Here is a 23,244-nt window from a genome sequence, read left to right on the forward strand (position 1 = left end):
AAGGATGGCCCACCGGCTTGAAATTGCCTTAAAGCCCGGTTTAACCGATGCCCAGGGACAGAAAGTCAAAAAAAGGGCCGCGGACTACCTGTCCATCTCTCTGTCCGACGTGCGGGTGGTCCATGTGATCACCCTTGACGCGGCGCTGTCCGAGCCCCAGCAGTGGGCCGTGCAGGAGATATTCACCAACCCGGTGACCCAGGTCTCTTCCTTTGGTCCCCTGGCCGTGGCCTTTGACTGGATCATTTGGGTGGGGCTGCGGCCCGGCGTCAAGGACAATGCCGGCGACACCGCAAAAGAGGCCATCTCCGACAGCCTGGGCCGCACGTTTACCGATGACGAGGGGGTCTACACTTCCAGGCGGTACTGCCTGACAGGCGACGGTCTTTCCCGGGAGCAGGTGGAGACCATTGCAAGAGAGCTGCTGGCCAACGACACCATTGAGCAGTGGCGCCTGTTTTCAAAAGAGGAGTGGGACGATACCTCCGGCATCGGCCTGATCATTCCCAGAGTGCGGCTGGCCCACAGCCCGACAGTGACCCTGATCCCGGTGGAAAGCGACGCCGCCCTGATGAAGGTGAGCGACGAGCGCAACCTGGCCTTGAACCCCAACGACGTGCCCGTGATCCGTGAATATTTTGTGCGAAAAGAGGTCCGGGAGCGGCGCCGGGCCGTGGGCCTCTCCGACCCCACCGACATCGAGGTGGAGTATATCTCCCAGGCCCGCAGCGACCACTGCAACCACAACACCTTTGGCGGCCGGTTCTATTATAAAGACCTGATCACCGGGGAAACCCTGAAGATTGACAGCCTGTTTGCCACCTGTATCCGGCAGCCCACCCTGGACCTGCAAAAAGAAAAACCGTGGGTCGTGTCCGTGCTGTGGGACAATGCCGGCATGGCCCGGTTCGACGAGGACCACTGCTACGTGATCACCGGCGAGACCCACAACTCCCCCTCCAACATGGAGGCCTACGGCGGCGCCATGACCGGTATTGTGGGCGTCTACCGGGACCCCATGGGCACGGGCAAAGGCGCCCGGCTGGTCATGGGGGGCTACGGGTTCTGCACGGGAAGGCGCGACTATGACGGGGACCTTAAGCCCAGGCTGTCTCCCCGCCGCCTGCTGGACGGGGTGATCGAGGGGGTCAAGGACGGCGGTAACAAGAGCGGCATTCCCACCACCTTTGGCCAGCTCTATTTTGACGACGGTTACATGGGCAAGTGCCTGGTCTTTGTCACGGCCATCGGTATTCTGCCCGCCTATATTAATGGTGAGCCCTCGGACAAAAAGACCACGCGGCCCGACGACCTGATCGTGATGTGCGGGGGCCGGGTGGGCAAGGACGGCATTCACGGCGTGACCGCGTCTTCCGAGGTTTACTCCGAGCACACGCCGGCGGGCCATGTGCAGATCGGCGACCCCTACACCCAGAAGAAGATGCACGATTTTCTGCTGTGCGCCAGGGACGCGGGGCTGATCCAGTTTATCACCGACAACGGCGGCGGCGGGCTCTCCTCGTCTGTGGGCGAGTCGGCCCTCTATTCAGGCGGGTGCGAGGTGTGGCTGGAAAAGGTGCCGTTGAAATACGCGGGCCTGGACCAGTGGGAGATCTGGGTCTCCGAGTCCCAGGAGCGCATGACCGTGGCCGTGGCCCCGGAAAACATCGACCGTTTTTTAGCCCTGTCCGCCGACCATGCCGTGGAGTCCACGGTAATCGGCAAATACACCGATTCGGGCATGCTCCATATTCTTTACGATGGCGCCACCTGCGCCTATATCGACCTGGATTTCATGGCCTCCGATTTCCCCCAGTGGGAGTTTGAGGCCCACTGGACCCCGCCGGAAGCCCGGGGCCTGTGTGAGCCGGTGCTGGGCGGCAGCCCGGATTTTAACACCCTGCTGTCCGACATGCTGGCCCGGCCCAATATCTGCTCCAGGGAGTGGGTGGCCCGGCAGTACGATCACGAGGTTCAGGGCGGCAGTGCGGTCAAGCCCCTGGTGGGCGCGGACCGGGACATTGCCTCGGACGCGGCCGTGACCCGGCCGGTGCTTGCTTCTGAAAAAGGCATTGCCTTTGCCCAGGCCCTGCTGCCGGCCTATTCGAAGATCGACGCCTACCACATGACCACCGCGGTCATTGACGAGGCGGTACGGCGGCTGGTGGCTGTGGGCGCTGACCCGGCCGGCATCGGCGGGGTGGACAACTTCTGCTGGCCCAACATCGCCTACAATCCGGCATCCAACCCGGACGGCCGGTTCAAGGCGGCCCAGCTGGTGCGCTCCTGCCTGGCCCTGCGCGACGCGTGCAACGCCTTTGGTATCCCCCTTCTTTCCGGTAAGGACAGCATGTACGTGGACGGCCACCTGGCCGGCCGGTACGGCGAGACCCGCAAGGTTTCGGCCCTGCCCACCATGCAGTTTTCCGCCACGGCAGTGGTTGACGACGTCACGGCCTGCACCACTCTGGAGGCCAAGGCCGAAGGGGATCTGGTCTATGTGGCGGGCATCACCCGGAACGAACTGGGGGCATCCGAGTATTATGAGCTTCTGGGATTTACCGGACTTACCATCCCCCGGGTTCGGTTTGACGAAAGCAGTGCCGTGTGCCGGGCCGTGGCAACCGCCATTGGCCGGGGTCTGTGCGCCTCGGTACACGGCGTCTACCGCGGCGGGCTGGGGGTCCACCTGGCCTTTGTGGCCATGGGCGGCAACCTGGGCATGACCGTTGACCTGTCAAAGATCGTTCAGGAGCCGGGTCTTTCCGATCATGCCCTGCTTTTTTCAGAAAGCCCGGCCCGGTTTGTTATCACCGTGGCCCCGGAAAACCGGGCCGCCTTTGAAGCTTTATGGCAGGACGCGCCCTGCGCCTGTATCGGCACGGTGACCGGTAAAAACGGGCGCCTGACCCTGTCCGGGCAAAACGGCAAACCGCTGGTGGACCGGGAGGGGGCTACGCTCAAACAAACCTGGAAACAACCATTCGGGAACCTGATATGAAACACTCCGTCAATGCCTTGATATTATCCGGGTACGGACTCAACTGCGATAATGAAACCGCCTTTGCTTTTGAACAGGCCGGTGCCCGGGCCGAGCGGGTCCACATCAACGCCCTGATCTCAGGGCAAAAGACCCTGGAGGATTTTCACATTCTGGCGTTTGTGGGCGGTTTTTCCTGGGGCGACGACCACGGGGCCGGCGTGATTCAGGCCCACCGCATGAAAACCCGCCTGGGCAAAGACATGGTGGCCTTTGTGGAGCGCGGGGGGCTGGTGATCGGTATCTGCAACGGGTTTCAGACCCTGGTCAACCTGGGGCTGCTGCCCGGCATAGACGGTGATTATGCCACCCGGTCCGTGGCCTTGATCGCCAACGACTGCGGCAATTTCCGGGACGACTGGGTGACCCTGGCCGTGAACACGGCTTCGCCCTGCGTGTTTACAAAGGGCATCGCGTCTCTGGATCTGCCCATTCGCCATGGTGAGGGAAAGTTCTTCTGCGAGCCCGATATCCTGGCTGCCCTGGCGGCCAATTCCCAGGTCGTGATGCGGTATGCCGATGAATCCGGCGCGCCTGCAAAGGGACGGTTTCCGCAAAATCCCAACGGGTCCGTGGACGATATCGCCGGCATCTGCGACACCACGGGACGGGTCTTCGGCCTGATGCCCCATCCCGAGGCGTACAACCACCCCACCAACCATCCCCACTGGCCCCTGCAAAAGGAAAAGGCCGTCCGGTCCGGGCAAAGCCCGGTTTTTGCTTTTCCCACCGACGGCATCCGCCTGTTTTTAAACGGGGTGGATTTTGTAAAAACAGAGGTGTCGTAGTCCGGCCGGAGCATGGCTGTCTTTAAAGAAAAACGACCCGGGAAGCGGTTTATGGAACTCAGACGTAAAATCTTCTGGCCGGTTATCCTTCTTTTTCTTTTGTGTTGTGTCGCGGCCTGCAACCGGCCGGACGCCACTGAAAAGGACGGGCATGAACCGGTCCGGCAGGCTGTAACCATGGCCGCGAACCACCTGGCGGACCAGGTGACAAAAAACGGCCAGTTCGTGTACCAGAACAACCTGAACCCAAAGGTTCGTGTGGCGCCGGGGTACAACATTCTGCGTCATGCCGGCACCATCTACGCCATGGCCATGTATGACGCTGCATGGCCCGACAAAAGGGTGCGGGCCGCCATGGTAAAGGCCGGCCGTTACCTGCAAAAAGAAGCGGTCTCCCCGGTGCCGGGAAAGAAGAACATGTCGGCTGTCTGGTCCCTTCCCGAGGTAAACAAAACCGGGGCTCCGGTGCAGGCCAAGCTGGGCGGCACCGGCCTGGGCCTGGTGGCCCTGCTGTCCATCGAAGCTGTTTCTCCCGGCTTTACCCCCATGGCGCGGCTTGGCGACCTGGGCCGGTTTATCCTTTACATGCAGAAGCCGGAAGGAAATTTTTATTCCAAATACATTCCGGGATCCGGCGGGCCGGATGATTCCTGGACCTCTCTTTATTATCCCGGTGAGGCGGCCTTTGGCCTGGTGATGCTGTATGAAAAGGACCCGGACCCGGCATGGCTGGACGGCGCTGTCCGGGCACTGACTTTTCTGGCCGACAGCCGCCGGGGCGCTGTTTCTGTGCCGGAAGACCACTGGGCCCTGATCGCCACGGAGCGGCTGCTGGCCCTTTCAGAACCGGCGGCGGTGCCTGAGGGAACAAAGGATCTGCTCACATCCCATGCCATCCAGATCTGTACCCGCATGGTGGACCGCTACGAAAACAGCCGCAAACCCGGCCGAAAATTTGCAAGCGCTCTCAGCACCACCCAGGTCGCCTGCACCCTGGAGGGACTTCAGGCCGCCCTGGCCCTACTGCCCCCTGATCATCTGCTGCGGCCCCGCATGAGGACTGTGATAGAGGAAGGGATCACGTTCCTGATAGACGCCCAGGTTGCCGATGGTCCTCACCGGGGCGCCATTCCCCGCATGGCCGGTGGCAGTGGCGCTCCTTTAACCGGTGCCGGCGGTCCCAAGGCCACGGAAATCCGTATCGACTATACCCAGCACGCCCTGAGCGCCCTGGTGCGCTACGCGCAACGGGAAGTTGCCGGGACACAATAAGGTCCTCTTCGAATTCAGTTGGTCTGGAGGGTTCAAGGATTCAAGGGGTCGAGGGTCCAAGGGGTGAACCGACAATAAAAACCCGGACGCTTCAGAAAGCATCCGGGCGGCAAGGGCGGGGCAACAGCGCTTGTCAGGGGGTTTCTTCAGGGGGTGGCGAGGCTGCCGGTTGAGAAGGGCTTTTTTCCATCTTTTCCAGTGTGGCTTCCAGTGTTTTTTTCAATTCGGCCTGGTAGGCCTCAACCTCTTTTTGAAACAGCTCTTTTTCTTGCTGATAAGCGTTTTTCTGCGCCTGGTAGGCAGCGGTCCGTTGATTGTACTGCTCTACTTCCGCATTGTATCGTTCAATCTCCGCCCTTGTATTGGCAGTGCGGCGAAGTGTTTCCAGCCGGGTGTTTTCCGCCTGGAGGGCCTGGCGTTCCTCATTCAGGGCCTGTTGCCGTTTTACCAGGGCATTTTTTCGTTCGGTGTGCAGGTGGTTTCGCTGCTGACTTATCCGGGTCAGGGGGGTATCGGTCTCTTGCGGCGCGCCCTCTTCTGGTGCCATCTCCTGCGGTTGCGCCGGGTCCGGAGATCGGCTTTCCACCTCCTGGTCGACAACAACCGTCTCATGGGCGGCCTTTGGAATGGAGTCGGGGTTGTTGGTGTAGTGAACCCGGCCGCTTTCATCCACATACTTATAGATATCGGCTGACGCAGTGCCGGGTGCCAGACACCAGACGGCAATAAAAAACATTGTGGTCCATATCCGGTATTTCATTTGCGCTCCTTAATAATAAAGGATAAGAGGCGAACAGAAATAGATTATTCTATGCAGGTTGGCTGGATTCTGTCAAGACAGGCAGACGTTCTTTAAATTCGAACGCACCGGGTTGAGTGTCAAATAACTTTAAGGCCTATTAAAAATTTTTATAAAAATGTAAAAAACGCTCTGTCCAGCGGTATCATCAAACCCCATGAATGAAGTTTCTGTCACAATTTTATTTAGTTATTTTAGAATATTATATTCATCAATCAGGTTTGAGCGGCCAGGGCATGGGATGCGGTATGGTTCTTGTATAACAAAAGAGGGACGACAACCAGGAGCGTATTTTATGAACAGGGAAATGAAAAAAGGGTTTACACTGATGGAGCTGATGGTGGTGGTTGCCATTACCGCCGTGATCATGGCCATTGCCATACCCAACGTGGTGTCCTGGCGGAACAACCAGCAGCTTTCCAGGGCGGCCCGGCAGGTCTTTGTGGATATTCAGGCCACAAGAATGTCGGCCGTCAAATACAATCAGTTTGCCTTTATTCAGTTTGATACCGGCAACGGAACATACGTGGCCTGGCGGGATTCGCCGGACGGTGCGGCCAGCGGTGTGCTGGACCCCGGGGATGACAACGTTATTCTGCGGGGCAATATGCCGCCGGGGGTAGAGATGTCGGCGGCGGCTTTTTCCGCTCCAAACGGCGATACGGCCGGCTTTTCACCCATGGGTCTCTGCCGGTGGCCAAGTGGTGCCTTCAGGAGCGGGAGTGTGACCGTGACCAACGGGGTCCGGGACAGCAGGATTATCCTTAACGAGTCCGGCAGGATAAGAACAGAATCGTGAGGACAGCACAATGCACAGCCAGAAACACCTGTTAAGATCGGCATATGGTTTTACGCTGGCGGAATTGCTGGTGGCCATGGCGGCAGCATCTTTGATCATGGCGCTGGTGGTCGCCACCTATTTCGGCCAGACCACCACCAACAGCTCCCAGGGCCAGGTGGTGGCCATGCAGCAGAATCTGCGGGTGGCCCTTCAGGTCATGGAGCGGGAGATCATGATGGCGGGCTACAAGCCCAGACCGGGCACGTCCGTGCCCGCCGCTTTCGGCATTATCACCGCTGACGCTGACGAACTGGTTATCTCCATGGTGGAGCCGGTAACCGATCTGGACAGGATTGATAACGACAGCGACGGAACGGTGGATGAGTCCGGCGAAAAAGACGGGCGGGACAATGACGATGGTGGAGCCGGTGAGGTGGATGAGGCGGGAGAGATCATCACCATTCGTTACCAGCTTTATGATTCACTGGGTGATGGGGATCAGGACCTGGGAAGGGAAGAACTCAACTCTAACGTGTCTGTCTCCGCCATTGCCGAGAATATAGAGGCTCTCGAGTTTGTGTATACGCTGGCCGACGGCACCCAGCCGACCCCCCCTGTATCGGCGGCCGACCTGCCGGATATTCGGGCTATTGGCATCTCTATTCTGGCCAGAACGGAAGAGCCGTCGGTCTCCGGGTATGTGGACCGGATTATTTACAAAACGCTGTCCGGCACTGACTGGGGAGCCTATAATGATGCGTACCGGCGACAGCTTTCCGTTGTCACGGTGAATCGCAGAAATTTTTAACCGCACAAAAGGCGCAAGAATAATGAACGCAAAAAACAGCTTGGCGAAAAGAAGGGCGAACCGGTCTTGCAGCATCGGCCGAAACGGTTTTACCCTTATCGAGGTGCTGATGGCTGTGGCCATCTTTTCCATCGGGGTGCTGGGGGCCGCTTCCATGCAGACCAGCGCGGTGAGTACCACCACGCGGCTTCGCAAGGCCACCATGGGCGTGGCCTGTGCCTCGGATGTGATGGAGCGGCTGTTTTCCCTGGATTTTTCCCATCCCTACCTGAGTGCCGGCACCCACGCGCCGGGGGACGGCGAGGACGAGGACGGCGATGGCGAGGATGACATGCCGGTAATCCCGGAATACAACAGCGTTTTTGAGTCCATCACGTGGAGGGTGGACAATCAGGATCTGGATGTTTCAACCGCCGGTATTGACGCCAAGGTGATCACTGTAACCGTGCTCTGGGGCGGCGGTTCCAGAAATATCACCCTGACAAGCGCAAGAACGTTCAAGGCATGATCATCAGAAAGGAGGCTGTGGTGAAAACCGCATTTGATAATCTGAAAAACCAGAACGGGTCCGTGCTGGCGCTGGTGCTGATGGTGATGGTGACCATTCTGATCATCGGCATTACCGCAATACACGACACGGCGATCGAGGGGAAGATATCCCGCAACAGCACCATTCGGAGCATCAGTTTCTACCGGGCCGAAGCCGCGGCCCGGGAGGCCATTCAGCTGCTGGAAAATTCGAACACCCCTCTGACGGACCTGATACCCGGCAGCGGCAGCGCCTTTGCCTGGATTCAGGACGTGGGATTTGACGTACAGGCCGATGCCGGGGCCTCGGCGATCAACAGCGGTCTTGTGTCCAATGCGCAGTACCTGGTGGTGTATGACGGTTTTGCCGAAGAGGGAGAAATGGGTATGGAAGAGGATACCCATCTGTACGAATATATTATTTACGGCCGGGGGTTTTATGATGTTCGTGACCAAAGCGACTGCACCCTTCAGATGGCCTATCGCCGCCGGTTTTAGAGATTTTCAGGCGGCCGGGTTTCGGCCGCTATTCAGCATCACCAGAAAGGGAGGTGTATGATGAACCGCAATATAATCAAATGTGATGGCAAAACAGGACCGGGCCGTGCCGTTCGGACGGTCGTCTGTCTTTTTGTTCTCCTGCTGGTCATGTCTTTTTCCGCTGTCGGCGCCTGGGCCGGTGATTTTGGAAGAAATCAGGACGCTGGCGACACGGCGGACCGTGCCAGACGTTATTCTCTTGATTTTTCAGGGTCTGGCCAGAACGACGAGTGGGACTGGGACTATGACTGGATTAAATTTAGCCTGGATCAGACTGCGGAGGTGACGTTTACCCTCACCAATGACAGCCGGTACTCATATCTGAGAGTTACCAACGGTGCCACCGACCTCCTCGGCGACTGGGTTGCGGCAAACACCACTCAGGTTCTCACCCTGTCGCCGGGTCTCTATTATGTGTGTGTGGCTGCCTATCCCAACGGCATTTTTACCAGAACACGATATACCCTGTCCATTAGCGCGGTGTATGGCACCGCCTGCTACCTGGACGCGGACGGTGACGGTTACGGCGATCCGACGGATGTGATTTATAACGCTTCCTGCCCTGCCGGACGGGTGGCCAACGACGACGACTGCGATGACACCGACCCGGCCAAATGGTCCGGTGCCCTGGATATCTGCGACGGCATTGATAACGACTGCGACGGTGATGTTGATGAAGATTGTGCCACCTACTATCGGGACACGGACGGTGACGGGTACGGGGATCCGGGCCATACCGCCAGTGCCCCGGCCGCCGGGTTTGTCACGCTTTCCGGTGACTGTGATGACACGAATTCGGCCATAAACCCCGGCGCCACAGAGGTGTGCGACGGCATCGACAACAACTGCGACGGCGCTGTCGACGATATCAATCTCTGGTACTACCTGGATGAAGACGGGGACGGTTACGGCGACCCTGCCGGTGAGTTAAAGCCGTGCAGCCTTACCGGGTATGAGGGGTATGTGGACAACGGCCTGGATTGTGATGATTTTGACGCCGCCATCCATCCCGGCGCCACAGAGATCTGCAACAACCTGGATGACAACTGCGACGGTGCTATCGACGAAGGGCTGCCGGTGGTGACCTACTATTATGACCAGGACGGTGACGGGTGGGGCATTCCCACCAACAGCCAGTCCGGCTGCACTCCGCCGTCCGGTAATTATGTAGAGGCCGATGACGCGGACGGTGACGGCACCGATGACTTTGACTGCAATGACGAAAATCCCCGCATTCATCCCGGAGCTTTTGATCCCTGCAACACAACCATTGATGAAAACTGCGCCAATGGCATGGACGACTGCGAAGAATCGCCAGCCGGCTGCGCCAACCTGGCCGATTATCCCCTGGAAACCCGGGCGATTTCGGCAAACCCCATGGTGGAGTTTCTGTTTGACGACTCCGGCAGTATGGCATGGGAGGTGATGCATAAGGGCACGTATAATGGCAAGTTTTACTATCAGTATTATTACAGGGGGGTGCGCTCCGCCAGTGTGTCGGATGTGTTTAATACCACTTCGTCCACGGACCGGTCTTTTTATCAGACCCAGTGTGCCGATGAAAACAGTCTGTACTACAACCCGGAATACAGTTACGTGCCCTGGCCGGGCCACACTCCGGCCGATCCGGACAGACCCAAGAAGTCGCCTGACAGCAGCGACACCATAACCATGAATGATAATTTTTCCTCCATCGGCATCAGCAATGCCCACTATTTTGTAAAGGACGGGGGCAATGTCTATCTGGTGGATCTGGATTCCTCCGGCGTCCGATATTATACGGTGAGTTACGAAACCGGATCTTACTACTACGGTCGGGTCAACAGTGTCTCGTTGATAGGGAGCGCGCCCACCGGTGTCAATATTGGGTCCCTGGCCGAGGCGCGCCAGAACTTTGCAAACTGGTTCCAGTTCTACCGGACCCGGCAGAACACGGCAAAGGCATCGATCCTGCAGGTGGTAAACAGCCTCAGCGGGGTAAAGATCGGTGTGCACACCATTAACGGCAACAACAGCATCACCATTCCCAATACGGGCATGCTTTCCGTGGATGACAACAAGGCCACCATCCTTGGCTATATAGAGGACGTCGGCGCATACAGCGGCACCCCATTGCGACTGGGACTCAAGGCGGTGGGCAACTTTTTCGCGGGCGACTACAGCGGCGTTGATTCGCCCTATTCTACTGTGGCGGCTGGCGGCGAGTGCCAGGCGGCATTTGCCATTGTGATGACCGACGGTTACTACAATGGATCGAATCCCGGTATCGGCAATGCGGATGCCGATGATGCCAACAATGATTTTGACGGCCCGCCGTTTGCCGACAGTTACAGCGATACCCTGGCTGACGTGGCCATGTATTTTTACAAAAACGACCTGCGTGATGATCTGGCAGACGCCGTACCCACCAACGAATATGACCAGGCCACGCATCAGCACCTGGTAACCTACGGCGTCTGCTTCGGCCTGGTGGGGACCGAAGACCCCGCCGACTACCCCAACTGCCCTGCCGGCGGCACCGGTGCCTGCCCCGATCCCTGGCCCAGCCCGGGGACCGATGAGGGACCGGGACGGATCGACAATCTCTACCATGCCGCGATAAACGGCCGGGGAAAGTTTATCTCGGCGTCCAACCCATTGCAGCTGGTAGAGGCCATTAGAGCCATTATGGACGATGTGGTGGCGCGGAGAGGGTCCGGCGCGTCAGTGGCGGTGAGCACCCAGTCGCTGAAGGAAGACACCCTGCTTTTCCAGGGGTCCTATGATTCGGCCGGGTGGAAGGGCGACCTGCGGGCCTACTCCATCAGCATGATGACCGGGTTGATCAATCCGAACCATGTCTGGTCGGCGGCCGCCGGTCTGGACGCGCTGACCGACACAGAGGCCAAGGCCAGAAACATCTTTACATATGACGGCTCCACCGGTGTTGCCTTTTCCTATGACAACCTCTCCGAAGACCAGCAAAGCAGCTTGGGTGAAACCGAGACCGATCAGCGGCTGGTGGTCGATTTTATTAAAGGGGACCGGTCAAAGGAGCAGAATAATGAGAACGGGCTGTTCAGAATCCGGCGAAGCCGCATGGGAGATATTGTCCACTCTGCGCCGGTTCACGTGGGCGACACAATTTACGTGGGCGGCAACGACGGCATGCTGTATGCCTTCAACGCCCTGACCGGCGCCGAACGGTTTGCCTATATTCCGGAGCATCTGTATCCTTACTCCAAGCTTTATAAGCTGGCCGACCCCAACTACATTCACAAGTTCTACGTGGATAACACGACTTTTGTTCGTAATGACCTGCTGGTCTGCGGACTGGGCAGGGGGGCGAAGGGGTATTTCGCCCTGGACGTGTCAAACCCGTCGGGCTTTACTGCTTCAGACGTACTGTGGGAGTATCCAGCCGTGACCTATGACGGCACTGAGTCCGACCCGGACATGGGTTACACCTTTTCCCGGCCGGCTGTGGTGCCGTGCGGAGCCTACGGCGATGTACTGATATTCGGAAACGGATACAGCAGCACCAACCAGGAGGCCGTACTCTATGTGATTGACATCGATGACACGGACGGTTCTTTTGAGGAAAGCGATGTGAAAAAGATTTATACCGGCGTGGGCAGCACAGGCACAGGGGTGTGCAACGGCCTGTCCACCCCCACCCTGATCGATACCGACCAGGACGGGGACCTGGACATCGTCTATGCCGGAGACCTGCAGGGCAATCTGTGGAAATTTGATCTGTCCGGCACAAAAGATACATGGGCGGTGGCCTGCAAGGATTCAAGCGGAAACCCCAAACCACTGTTTCAGGCAAAAGATGAGAGCGGTAATGTTCAGCCCATCACCACCAAGCCGGCTGTGACCAAGCACTGTGCCGGTCTTGGCTACATGGTGGCCTTTGGTACGGGCCAGTTTATGGCTGAGGGCGATTTTGCCGATATGTCCACTCAGGCCCTTTACGGCATATGGGACTGGGAAAATGCCTGGGCCGCGGCGGATGATGAACTCTCTGCCGACCAGCTGGACAGAATGCATTATGGGTACCTGCGGGCCCCCAGCAGCGGTGTTCGCCTGTTCTCGGAGATTGAGGCCAGCGGCATGTTTGCCTCCCCCAATCCGGAGGTCTCGCTGACACTGGTGAAACAGAGCCAGGTGTCTCTGTCTTCCAGCGAGCGGGTCACCAGTGAAAACGATGTCAACTGGTTTTCGCCGGACAAGTGGGTGGCCCAGCGGGAAGCGGGAGAGACGCCTTACTCCGGGGGCCAGCATGTGGGATGGTACCTGGAGTTTCCGTCCGGCGGCGGCGAACGGGTCATTTCCGACCCCCAGATTCGAAGCTCCAAAACAGGCAACCTGCTGATCTTCATGTCCCTGGTGCCCTCCATAGAGGTGTGCCGGGCCGGCGGATACTCTATCTTCAACGTGCTGGATGCGTGTACCGGGAAATGGGAAAAAGGCGTCGTGCTGGATGATATCTACTATAAGCCGCCGATTATTGACCCGCCGGAACCGCCGCCGCCGTTGGATGACGACGATGATAATGATGATGGCTATATCGGTGATCCGGACAGTTCTCTTGTCCCCTATGACCCCGGCAACCCGCCGGAGACCATTGAAGGGGAAAAGAAGGGCATGGTGTTCTGGCGGTTTATCATGTAGGCGGGTTGTGTGCACATGCGGGAAGCCCTGAAGACAGGGCTTCCCGCTTTTAAAAAAAGGAGGGCTTGCAATGAAAACAAATTGGCGTGTTTTTGGCATCGCGCTGGCCTGTCTGGTCGTCCTGGTCCTGGTTTCCGGTTTGCCGGGCAGCGCCGGCCAGAACGATCTTGCCGCTGAAGACGTTCAGGAAATCGTGGCCCAGGAAACAGGCAATCAGGGCAGGATTCTGTCTGTGGGAGACGGGTCGGTCAATATTGATGACGTGGAGTATTTTTTTTCCGGTAATACCCGGTTTTACTCGGCCACAGGGAAAACGCTTTCTCCTTCAAGCTTTCGGACGGGAAGTCTGGTGCGATTTCTGCTGGACACGCCGTCCACGATAGGCGTGATGATCAAGCTTAAATAAGGGTATTGGAGTTTAAACGAAAGCGGCTCCGGTTGTCTCTTTTTACAGGGTGACAACCGGGGTCGCTTTTTTATAATGCATCGGCCAGTTGGGCAAGGTCGGTGATCACCATGTCCGGATAAAAGTTTTTGCAGCAGGGGTCGGATGCGTGAAGGCGCAGGGACCGGGCATCGCCGGCAAACAGCACGGTCTGAAAACCGACGGCCCTGGCCGGGGCCATGTCTTTTTTCATGTCATTTCCCACAAACAGGGTCTGGTGGGGCAAAATTCCCCGCTTTTCAAGGGCACGCGCCGCCAGGTCAAAGAGGTGGGGCGAGGGTTTGGCCACGCCGTGGCGATACGAGTAAAACACCAGGTCCGGCAGCGCCCATGATGCTTCGGGGGCGCAGCCGGAAAAGTATTCAAACAGCAGGGGCGTGTAAAACTGGGCGTTGGAGACAATACCGGCGGCCAGTTTTTTTTGTTCTATTTTTTCTGTCAGTTTCTCAAGGCCGGGCATGGGCCAGACCGGGTTGGTGGTCATTTCATGGGCAAAGGCCGCGTTGCGGGCCGCCTGAAGATCATCGGTGTTTAGAACTTTCTGCCACAGCCGGTCGATTTCAATTTCCGGAAAATCGATGCCGTCTGCTTTTTTTTGCGCGTGCGCGTTCTGAATTTCCCGGGCCAGGGCCAGGCTGACAGCAGCGGGAAAGTGAAGGTTGGCGTCTTTCAGCACTTCCTGCAGCAGCGGCCCGGTCCGTGGGTGTTGCGTCTGCTGGCCGGTATCGCCCGCGGCGCTGATAAACAGGGTGCCGTAGATGTCAAACAGCACGGCCAAAACCGGGTGCGCTGGGCCTCCTCTGGGCGCCATTGGCGTGGGAACCGGGACCATGGGGGCCAGCAGCCGGTCGGCGCATATTTTATAGAACCGGTTCATGGGGCACCCCATTTTAAAAGAGAAAAGGTTTCCGGGCAGAAGAATCGGTCTACCAGGGCCGCCTTGTCGATGTTGTGGGCCACTTCCACACTCATCGCGGCCCGGTAGGCGGAAAGCAGGCGGCCGGCGCACACCGCGCTGTTAAATCCGGCCTGCACGGCGTTGCGGTTCTGTTCGATGTGGGATTCATCCACCCGGGTGCCCATGCTGTTGAGCCAGGGGTTTACCGCGCTGACCGTTTCTTTTGCCGCATTTGATGCCATCAGGCGGGCCAGCACCTGCTGCTGCATGGCCTCGTCCAGCCGGCCGAAATCAATAAAGGCGGCATCGGCCAGGGTCGTAAAATGATCCAGCCGTGTTGCCGGGGCAAGGCCAAAGGCAAGGCAGCTTTTTTTTACCGCCTGTTTGATTTTTTCTGCCAGCACCGCTTTGCCGATCCATTCCACCGGAATGTTGACCGCTGCATACAGGTGTCCCAGGTCCAGGCCGGCACCTTCAAAGTCGGCGCAGATATCGGGCAGTTTTCTGCCCCACAGCGTCTTGCCGGCAGTCCAGGGTTCTAAAAAGGAGAAACCGAATCCTTCGGTGATGCTGGTGGTGATGATAAAGGCCGACCCAGCCACCAGGCCCGCAAAGTCCTGTCCGACGGACGCCTCGAACCGCACTTTAAGGCCGTTGTCACGGGCAAACGTTTTCCATTGGTTATAAGGCGCGATGTCCGACGGGCTGTTGGGCCCCAGGGTAATGGCCACTGTCTCCCGGCCCGGAAAAAACAGGGAAAGCAGCAATGCTTCGCCGATGTTTTTTCTGCGAAGGGCCCGCACCGGGTAGAGGGCCATGTTTTCAACAAAGGCGGGTGCCGGGGCTGCCGGCAGCGGGGTGACCATGTTGGGCGTCAGGTGGACCCCGGCGGCATCGGCCCCGGCCTGGATCAGAATGCTTTTGTCCCTGGAGTTGATGACGCAGAAGTGGCTTTTTTTCGGATAGGGATCGTCGGCAAACCAGGCGCCGGGCCGGCCGTCTTCGGCAAAATCGTGAACATGGAGCAGAAGCCTTGCCCCCCGTTCCTCCAGGGCGGCAAGAATCCTGAGAAAGTGGCGGTTTTTGGCCAGCAGCGGGTTGTGCACATGAATCAGGTCGCACCCGTTGGGCCAGTGGCGCCGAATGGCGGCCAGGATTCGGTCGGCCCCGGCCGCCGGGTCGGTGCAGGCCGGTGTGTCGGGCCTGTCATAACCGATGTCGGCCACCACCTCGGTTTTTACCGCCAGAGGCCGGTCCGGGGCCTGGCCGGAGATCACCAGAAAATCCAGATCGTTTTTCAGCGCCGCCACCTGCCGGTCAATCACCGTGGTGACCCCGCCGGGCTTGAGATGGTAGTGAAGCACCGCGATTTTCATGGTTTTGGATAGATTAATAATCTGAATATTATTGAAAATCTAAAACATGCCGTCTGCGGCCAGAAGTCGAACCAGGGTTATGATGGCACACCTGAAAATAAAGCTCAAGCCTGTATGGTTTACAAACGATGTGGGCCGGGGTGGGATAAAAAAGAAAAAAGGAATCAAGCTCCCCCGGCCGGGCCGCCGTTTTTTCGGCGGCTGAGGGCACGGGGGAAACTTGAAGGGAGACAAAGGATGTCAGGCCGGCAGCGACATTCTGGCAATATCGGCCCGGCTGGTATGAAACAGGGACCGGGCCAGGGAGGCGATGTTGTCGGTGATGCCGTCCCGGGTGTCGGTATTGTAAAAATCGATGGTGTCAACCAGTTCGTCTGCCATGTTCTTTCCGGCAAAGGCCTCGTTGAGCCGGCTGTCCGCGCAGAGCGAGCGCCGGGTAAGCACCAGCCATGGCTTGTCCGGCTTGGCCTGATCAATTACCAGCAGGGATTTGGCAAAGGGGGTGTAGCGGGATTCGCGCACGACTTTCACTTCAGCGTCGCCGAAACGGAAAAGCGCCCCGGTTTTTGCCACTTTTCCGCTGGTTTTCTCTTGGGCCTCAAGAAACCAGACTGAGGCGCCGGTGACGCCGGCCAGCTCGACGGCCCCGCTTTTCCTGGCCTCAAACCCGGCGGTTTCAATAATATCGGTAATCTGCATACCGAACTGCGCCGCCGTGTCCATGTATTCCTCGATATCCTTTTTCGGGTTGACCACGCACGCCTTGCGCGCCTTGGGGCAGCCGATAAAATAAGAGAGGGCCCCTGACCCGTCCAGAATAATCTGTTTGAAAAACATGGCACACCTCCTCTTAAAAAGGTTTAAGGAGCATTGACGCACATATCCGTTGCATTACAGAAATATAAAACAAGAAATGTGCCAACAATTTTGTTCCGGCGAAAAAATATTGAGGGTGGCCGGCCTTGTGGTTAAGTATTTAAAATATATTTTTTTATTAAAAGCCCGCAGCCGTAGCACAAAAAAAACGCGGCCTGGATTTTTTTAATTCAGGCGCGTAAAAGAAAAATTCGTCCTGTCATACAGGAGCAATCCTGTTTTATGATACAGTCTGTGGCCTCGAATCGGACAGTCGGCCCCTTGAATCCTTAAATATTAAAAGGAGTAACTTTATGACCGGAATCGGCTGGATAATTCTTGTGTTGCTGTGTGTGCATTACGGGGTGGAGCGGCTGGCCGATCTTCTCAACCTCAGGGCCCTCTCCCGGAAAGTGCCGCCATCTTTTGCCGGATGGTATGACCCGGACCGTCATGCAAAATCCCGGGCCTACCTGAAAAACACCACCGGCCTGGCCATGGTGGAAGCATCCGTGGATCTGGCAATCCTGCTGGCCTTCTGGTCCGCCCGGGGTTTTAGCTTTCTGGACCGGTGGGTGTCCGGCCTCGGCTTTTCACCAATTGTTTCCGGGCTGGTGTTTATCGGGGTTCTGGTCAGCGCCCGGGCAGTTTTTTCTCTTCCTTTTTCCATCTATTCAACCTTTGTGATAGAGGAGCGGTTCGGGTTCAACCGCACCACCTGGCCACTTTTCCTTAGCGACCGGATCAAGAGCCTGTTTCTGGCCCTTCTGCTGGGCGCGCCCCTGCTGACCGGCCTGCTGTGGTTTTTTGAAAACCTTGGGAAAACGGCCTGGCTCTGGTGCTGGATCGGGTTCTGCCTGGTGGTGCTGGTGCTACAGGTGGTGGTGCCGGCATGGATTCTGCCGCTGTTTAACCGGTTTACCCCCCTTGAACCCGGGGACCTGAAAAACGCCGTGCTGGCCTGTGCCCGGGCCGCGGGCTTTCCCGTTCAAACCGTTTTTGTGATGGATGGATCAAAACGGAGCGCAAAATCCAACGCTTTTTTTGCCGGCCTGGGCCGGCACCGGCGTCTGGTGCTGTTTGACACGCTGATTGACAACCATCCTGTTTTCGAAGTCGTGGCGGTTGTGGCCCATGAAATCGGCCACTACAAAAAGAGACACCTGCAGTGGCAAACCCTTGCGGCCATGGGCCAGGCCGGGGTGATGTTTTTTCTGCTGTCGGTGGCGGTCTCGTGGCCGGATCTTTTTACCGCCTTTTATGTCTCCAATGTGTCGGTGTATGGAGGGCTGGTCTTTTTTTCCATTCTCTATGGTCCGGTAGCCTGGGCCCTGGGCCTGCCGGTCCAGGCGCTGTCCCGGCACCACGAGTACCAGGCCGACGCCTTTGCCGTGAACCTTACCGGTAACGGCCCGGCCCTGGCCGATGCCCTGAAGCGGCTCTCCGCGGACAACATGGCAAACCTCACCCCCCATCCTTTTTACGTGCTGCTGCACTACTCCCATCCACCGGTAATCGATAGAGTACAGGCGATTGAGAAACACGAGGGCCACTAAGCCGGGGCAGTATCCAAATCGAAATCGGGACCGCTATCGGGATCGATACGGTCTGTGGCATATTAAAATTCGATTTCGATCCCGATCCCGATAGCGATTTCGATGATAAGGAAAAGGTATTGCGGGTCAATTTTATGCTGGATTGCCCAATCAAGTTGGGCAATGACGGGTGGTGGCGTCATTGAAGAACAACACTGGGCCCCTCGAATCCTCGAACCCTAGAACCCTTTTCGTTCTATACATACCGGGTGGGATCCGGCAGACCGGCGTCAACAAACCCTTTTTTTCGAATGCGGCAGCTGTCGCACAACCCGCAGGCCAGCCCCTCCGGCGACGGGTCGTAACAACTTGAGGTAATGGAATAGTCAACACCAAGGGCCGCGCCGGTGCGGATAATCTCGGCCTTGGTCATGTGGATCAGGGGGGTGTGAACGGCAAATGTTATTCGTCCTTCCACCCCGGCCTTTGACCCGAGATTGGCCACCCGGGCAAAGGCTTCGATATATTCAGGCCGGCAGTCGGGATAGCCGCTGTAATCCACGGCGTTGACCCCGATAAAGATGTCCGCCGCGTCCAGGGTTTCGGCCCATGCCAGTGCATAGGCCAGAAAGATGGTGTTCCGGGCCGGCACATAGGTAACGGGAATGGTGTTTTCAACCGGTCCGGTACCGGGCACCGGAATGTCGGCGGTAAGGGCCGACCCCCCGATTTTTCGAAAGTCGGTTTCAAGGACCAGGTGTTTTTCGGCGTTCAGGTGGCGGGCCACGGCCCGGGCAGCGGAAAGTTCATGCCGGTGGCGCTGGCCGTAGTCAAAGGTCAGGCTGAAAACGCTAAACCCCTGGGATACGGCCATGGCCATGGCCGTTGTGGAGTCAATGCCGCCGGAAGAGAGCACCACCGCTCTTCTGCTGTCTGCCGTCATTTTCCCCGCGCCTCCCCCCAGAGAATTTTATGAAGCTGCAGGTGAAGCCGCACCGGCAGACCGTCTGCCAGCATCCAATGGGCAAGCTGCGCCGGATCCAAAACGCCGTGGACCGTTGAAAACAGAATGTGGCCCGGAGCAACCGCGGTGATCCGGCCGGCGGTTTTTTTGGCAAAAAGATAATCGGTCCGGTCTGATATGACAAATTTGACCTGGTCATGGGCGGCCAGCCGGTCCAGGTTGCGGGCGTCGTTCTTTTCACTTTCGCCGCTGGACGGGCATTTTACGTCAACGATGCGAATGCAGGATTTATCCACCAGGCCAATGTTCTGGGTGCCGTTGGTTTCCAGCAGAACCCGGTAGCCGACGGACAGCAGGCGCTGAATCAGGAGGGGCGTCTCCTTCTGCAGCAGGGGCTCGCCGCCGGTGATCTCCACCAGGGAGCAGCCGAACCGGGCAACACGGTCCAGGATTTCCGGTATTTCCATGGGGGTGCCGCCCTGGCGGGCGTAGGCGGTATCGCAGTAGGCGCAGCAAAGGTTGCATCCGGCCAGCCGCACAAAGGCGCAGGCAAGTCCGGCATCCAGGGATTCCCCCTGAATACTGAAAAAGAGTTCGCTGACGTGCAGGCTCATCCGGCATTGGCCTTTTTGGAAGCAAACAGCAGGCACGGCCCGTTAGCGGTGCGGAACACCACCTCCGCGGGGGGCCGCCGTCCTTTAAAGATCATGGCCCGGCACCGGTACGGCAGGGGCGCTTCCGGGGTCACCTGGTAGTGCCGGCACCGGTCACACCGAATCGGCAGCCATGTTTCAAGAGAAAGGGTCATTGTCGTGCTCCTTTGATACCGGGAAAAAGATACCATGCCTGCCTCGGTGTTTCAATCCCGGCCCGGTATCATTATTGTCCAAAAACGATTTTAGTCACGGCAGGACAGCTTCCAGTTGTTTATCCAAATCGAAATCGCTATCGGTATCGAAATCGAATTGTATTTACGGCGATACTCTCAAAGAGTATCTCCCTTATCCTGCCTATCCGTGTACTTTTCTTGGCGGCAAGAAAAGTACCAAAAGAACCGGCCCGTGCAGCTTGGCCTTCGGCTTCCCTTGCGCAAACGCTTTTTTCGGCGCGGGCAGGAACTCGCCCGCTTCGCGGTGCTCAAACAGCCTGCCCGCTTTTCCCGAAAAAAGCATTTGCGCTCGGCTGCGCTGCAATGGGCGGGGCCAGCCATTAATGCCCCGACGGGGTGTATAAAAAATATTGTTTCCCCAGCAACAAGCTGGTTTTAAATCTTATTTCCGGAATTTGTAAATTCAGATGGTTGTAAGGCCTAAAAGTCCTTTTGGGAGCTATTTGGGACACCAATGGCCCGGTATATCAAAAAGGCTCATCAGAGTAGTAATAACAACAGGTGCAGACAGCCCCTTGGACCCTCGGCCCCTTGAATCCTTGAACCTTATAAAAAAAGGGGACGCGACAGGTCGCGTCCCCGAATGGGAAAAAATGGTGCCGAAGGCCGGACTTGAACCGGCACGGGTCTCCCCACTACCCCCTCAAGATAGCGTGTCTACCTAATTCCACCACTTCGGCAATGTTTAATCCGCCGCCGGTTCACCGGCCGGTGCATCCGGTGGCAACGTCTGTTCCGGTGCCGGCTGGGTCGCCGGAATCTTTTCCCCCTCCATGATGGAGGCCGGTTGCCTGTGCGTTGATACATAGGCCAGGCTGAGGCAGGTCACCATGAATACAACGGCCGCGCCGGTGGTGGCCTTGCTCAAAAAGGTACTGCCCCCGGTGCTGCCGAACAGGGTCTGGCTGCCGCCGCCGCCGAAGGTGGCGCCCATGCCGGCGCCTTTGCCTGTCTGCAGCAGCACGATCAGGATCAACGCAAAACAGACAATCACGTGAATGATTGTAATCAGTATGGTCATTGGTTCGCCTTTACTTCAAAATTTAGTACGTTACAATGTCGGCGAAGGTGGCCGCCTCCAGGCTGGCGCCGCCTACCAGTGCGCCGTCAATGTCGTCCATGGCCATCAGGTCCGCGATGTTGGACGGCTTGACGCTGCCGCCGTACAGGATGCGCATGGCCGCCGCTGCCGGGCCGCCGAACAGCTTTTCTACCACCGAACGGATAAACGCGTGGGCTTCCTGGGCCTGTTCCCGACTCGCGGTTTTGCCGGTGCCGATGGCCCAGACCGGCTCGTAGGCAAGCACCAGGTCGCTTATATCCTGTAAAGCAAACCCTTGTAACCCGTTTCGAATCTGTTTGTCAAGTACAGAAAAGGTCTGCTCTGCTTCTCTCTGGGCTTCGGTCTCGCCGATGCACATCACCGGCACCAGGTTTGCCGCCCGGGCCGCCTGAATTTTTTTGTTCACCGTTTCATCGGTTTCTCCGAAAAACTGGCGGCGTTCTGAATGGCCGATAATCACATGGGTGCAGCCCGCGGCCGTCAGCATGGGGCCGGAAATTTCACCGGTAAAGGCCCCACTGGACTCCCAGTGGAGGTTCTGGCCGCCCAGGCCGATAATACTGCCGGCAATGGCGATTTTTACAGCGGCCAGGGCCGTAAAGGGCGGGGCGATCATTACCTCCCGCCCGGTAACACCGGCAATGCGCCGGGCCAGGTCCGCGGCCGTATCCCCGGCCTCGTCGCCGGTCTTGTGCATCTTCCAGTTTCCCGCGATCAGCGGTGTTCGAGCGGTCATCATTGTCTCCTGTCTAGTTTCCATCCAGAAATGGCCTTTTTCCGCAATCTCTGCGTCAAACCGCGGGCTTCCTTGTGCGGCGTACAACAGTACGCCTCCGCGTCACCCCTTGTTTCCCTTGACCTTACAAAAAAATTCTCATTTCTGGATTGGAAACCATTTTCGTGTCCTCACAATTTTACTTGCCCCCTTTCAAAACCATCGACTACACTTAGAGGCACGTTGTTTACTGCCACAAATCCCGACTATTTCATGGCATATCCGGCTACAGGCTTTCACCGATCATGGCCGCGAGATCCACCATGCGGGTGGAATAGCCGGTCTCGTTGTCGTACCAGGAGAGCACCTTCACCATGTTGCCCATCACGTCGGTGGTGAGCGCGTCCACGATGGAGGAGAGGGCCGAGCCGTTGAAGTCAGATGACACCAGGGGCAGGTCGCTGTAACCCAGAATGCCGGCAAGCTCGTTTTCCGACGCGGCTTTCAGGGCCGCGTTGACGTCCGATGCCGTGACCCCGGAGGCGTTGACGGTGGCCACAAAGTCAACGATGGAGACGTTGGGCGTGGGCACCCGAATGGCCAGGCCGGTCATTTTTCCCGCCAGTTCCGGCAGCACCAGGGCCACGGCCTTGGCCGCGCCGGTGGTGGTGGGAATCATGGAAAGGGCCGCGGCCCGGGCTCGGCGCAGGTCCTTGTGGGGAAAGTCCAGCAGCCGCTGGTCCCCGGTGTAGGAGTGAATGGTGGTCATCAGCCCGGCCTGAATGCCGAACTTTTCATGGATCACCTTGGCCACCGGCGCCAGGCAGTTGGTGGTGCAGGAGGCGTTTGAGATAATATGGTGCTTTCTGGGGTCGTAGCTGGTTGAATTGACCCCCATGACGATGGTGATGTCCGGCTCCTTGGCCGGCGCCGAGATGATCACCTTGCGGGCCCCGGCTTCCAGGTGCTTGGACGCGCCATCCCGGTCCCGGAAAATGCCGGTGCACTCGGCCACGATGCCGGCATTGACGTCCCGCCAGCCCAGCTTGGCCGGGTCCTTGACCGCGAAAACCGGAATGGTCTCCCCGTCCACGATGATGCTGTTTTCCCCGGCTTTGACGGTGTGGCCGAACCGGCCGTGCACCGAGTCAAAGGCCAGCAGGTGGGCGATGGTCTCGGCGTCGCTCAGGTCGTTGATGGCCACCACCTTGACCTGGGGGTGGTTCATGGCCGCCCGGAACACCATGCGTCCGATTCTTCCAAATCCGTTGATTCCCAGCCGTATGGTCATT

At 58.0% G+C, this 23,244-nt stretch carries 20 protein-coding genes and 1 tRNA gene; 10 read left to right on the forward strand and 11 right to left on the reverse strand.

All coding sequences use genetic code 11. The features are described 5' to 3' along the window. Positions 1–4 precede the first annotated feature (4 nt). From DOLE_RS02435 to DOLE_RS02445, 3 genes are read left to right on the forward strand one after another with little or no spacing between them, the layout of a single operon-like run. On the forward strand, positions 5–3,001 hold the full coding sequence (locus DOLE_RS02435) for an AIR synthase-related protein (protein ID WP_012173911.1): 2,997 nt from the start codon (positions 5–7) through the stop codon (positions 2,999–3,001). Then, positions 2,998–3,828, forward strand: a complete 831-nt coding sequence (locus DOLE_RS02440) for a phosphoribosylformylglycinamidine synthase subunit PurQ (protein WP_012173912.1) — start codon at positions 2,998–3,000, stop codon at positions 3,826–3,828. The genes DOLE_RS02435 and DOLE_RS02440 overlap by 4 nt, the downstream gene beginning before the upstream one ends. A 51-nt stretch (positions 3,829–3,879) precedes the next feature. Continuing rightward, on the forward strand, positions 3,880–5,100 hold the full coding sequence (locus DOLE_RS02445) for a hypothetical protein (protein WP_012173913.1): 1,221 nt from the start codon (positions 3,880–3,882) through the stop codon (positions 5,098–5,100). A gap of 133 nt (positions 5,101–5,233) precedes the next feature. On the opposite strand, the gene DOLE_RS02450 is transcribed toward DOLE_RS02445, so the two are convergent. Next, entirely contained in the window at positions 5,234–5,860 is a 627-nt protein-coding gene (locus DOLE_RS02450) for a DUF4124 domain-containing protein (RefSeq protein WP_012173914.1), read from the reverse strand. Between the two features lie 334 nt (positions 5,861–6,194). Between DOLE_RS02450 and DOLE_RS16950 the strand changes: the two genes are divergently transcribed. The 6 genes from DOLE_RS16950 (at position 6,195) to DOLE_RS02480 (ending at position 13,618) form a co-directional block, all read left to right on the forward strand. After that, positions 6,195–6,698, forward strand: a complete 504-nt coding sequence (locus tag DOLE_RS16950; protein WP_012173915.1) for a GspH/FimT family pseudopilin — start codon at positions 6,195–6,197, stop codon at positions 6,696–6,698. Positions 6,699–6,708: 10 nt separating this feature from the next. Continuing rightward, on the forward strand, positions 6,709–7,488 hold the full coding sequence (locus tag DOLE_RS02460) for a prepilin-type N-terminal cleavage/methylation domain-containing protein (protein WP_012173916.1): 780 nt from the start codon (positions 6,709–6,711) through the stop codon (positions 7,486–7,488). 22 nt (positions 7,489–7,510) lie between these two features. Beyond that, positions 7,511–7,996, forward strand: a complete 486-nt coding sequence (locus DOLE_RS02465) for a type IV pilus modification PilV family protein (protein WP_012173917.1) — start codon at positions 7,511–7,513, stop codon at positions 7,994–7,996. A 20-nt stretch (positions 7,997–8,016) separates the two neighbouring features. Further along, positions 8,017–8,514 (forward strand): pilus assembly PilX family protein, encoded by a 498-nt coding sequence (locus DOLE_RS02470; RefSeq protein WP_153304338.1) that lies wholly within the window; start codon positions 8,017–8,019, stop codon positions 8,512–8,514. 60 nt (positions 8,515–8,574) lie between these two features. Continuing rightward, positions 8,575–13,212 (forward strand): PilC/PilY family type IV pilus protein, encoded by a 4,638-nt coding sequence (locus DOLE_RS02475; RefSeq protein WP_012173919.1) that lies wholly within the window; start codon positions 8,575–8,577, stop codon positions 13,210–13,212. Between the two features lie 70 nt (positions 13,213–13,282). After that, positions 13,283–13,618: a hypothetical protein gene (locus tag DOLE_RS02480; protein WP_012173920.1), complete on the forward strand. Its 336-nt coding sequence runs from the start codon at positions 13,283–13,285 to the stop codon at positions 13,616–13,618. Between the two features lie 70 nt (positions 13,619–13,688). On the opposite strand, the gene DOLE_RS16955 is transcribed toward DOLE_RS02480, so the two are convergent. The 3 genes from DOLE_RS16955 to DOLE_RS02495 all read right to left on the reverse strand — a co-directional run bounded on the left by DOLE_RS16955 (position 13,689) and on the right by DOLE_RS02495 (position 16,768). Continuing rightward, positions 13,689–14,534, reverse strand: a complete 846-nt coding sequence (locus DOLE_RS16955) for an HAD family hydrolase (protein WP_012173921.1) — start codon at positions 14,532–14,534, stop codon at positions 13,689–13,691. Then, a complete protein-coding gene (locus DOLE_RS02490) occupies positions 14,531–15,931 on the reverse strand; it encodes a glycosyltransferase family protein (protein ID WP_012173922.1) in 1,401 nt (466 codons plus the stop codon). Before DOLE_RS02490 ends, DOLE_RS16955 begins: the two co-directional genes overlap by 4 nt. Positions 15,932–16,171: 240 nt before the next feature. Then, on the reverse strand, positions 16,172–16,768 hold the full coding sequence (locus tag DOLE_RS02495; protein ID WP_012173923.1) for an MBL fold metallo-hydrolase: 597 nt from the start codon (positions 16,766–16,768) through the stop codon (positions 16,172–16,174). Between the two features lie 332 nt (positions 16,769–17,100). On the opposite strand from DOLE_RS02495, the gene DOLE_RS02500 reads away from it, so the two are divergent. Continuing rightward, a complete protein-coding gene (locus tag DOLE_RS02500; protein WP_012173924.1) occupies positions 17,101–18,342 on the forward strand; it encodes a M48 family metallopeptidase in 1,242 nt (413 codons plus the stop codon). A 235-nt stretch (positions 18,343–18,577) separates the two neighbouring features. On the opposite strand, the gene queC is transcribed toward DOLE_RS02500, so the two are convergent. The 7 genes from queC to gap all read right to left on the reverse strand — a co-directional run bounded on the left by queC (position 18,578) and on the right by gap (position 23,243). Next, positions 18,578–19,264, reverse strand: coding sequence for a 7-cyano-7-deazaguanine synthase QueC (gene queC / locus DOLE_RS02505; RefSeq protein WP_012173925.1), 687 nt, complete (start codon positions 19,262–19,264; stop codon positions 18,578–18,580). Further along, a complete protein-coding gene (locus DOLE_RS02510; protein ID WP_012173926.1) occupies positions 19,261–19,899 on the reverse strand; it encodes a 7-carboxy-7-deazaguanine synthase QueE in 639 nt (212 codons plus the stop codon). Before DOLE_RS02510 ends, queC begins: the two co-directional genes overlap by 4 nt. Continuing rightward, positions 19,896–20,093 carry a hypothetical protein gene (locus DOLE_RS02515; protein ID WP_041280309.1) on the reverse strand — a complete coding sequence of 66 codons (198 nt, stop codon included), beginning with the start codon at positions 20,091–20,093 and terminating at the stop codon, positions 19,896–19,898. Before DOLE_RS02515 ends, DOLE_RS02510 begins: the two co-directional genes overlap by 4 nt. A gap of 675 nt (positions 20,094–20,768) precedes the next feature. Then, positions 20,769–20,854: transfer RNA gene (locus tag DOLE_RS02520), tRNA-Leu, on the reverse strand. Positions 20,855–20,859: 5 nt separating this feature from the next. Beyond that, positions 20,860–21,195, reverse strand: coding sequence for a preprotein translocase subunit SecG (gene secG / locus DOLE_RS02525; protein ID WP_012173927.1), 336 nt, complete (start codon positions 21,193–21,195; stop codon positions 20,860–20,862). 22 nt (positions 21,196–21,217) lie between these two features. Continuing rightward, positions 21,218–21,973, reverse strand: a complete 756-nt coding sequence (gene tpiA, locus DOLE_RS02530; protein WP_012173928.1) for a triose-phosphate isomerase — start codon at positions 21,971–21,973, stop codon at positions 21,218–21,220. A gap of 265 nt (positions 21,974–22,238) precedes the next feature. Continuing rightward, complete coding sequence (gene gap, locus DOLE_RS02535) at positions 22,239–23,243, reverse strand: type I glyceraldehyde-3-phosphate dehydrogenase (RefSeq protein ID WP_012173929.1); 1,005 nt, start codon at positions 23,241–23,243, stop codon at positions 22,239–22,241. Position 23,244: the final 1 nt, after the last annotated feature.

The organism is Desulfosudis oleivorans Hxd3 (assembly GCF_000018405.1).
Classification (GTDB): domain Bacteria; phylum Desulfobacterota; class Desulfobacteria; order Desulfobacterales; family Desulfosudaceae; genus Desulfosudis; species Desulfosudis oleivorans.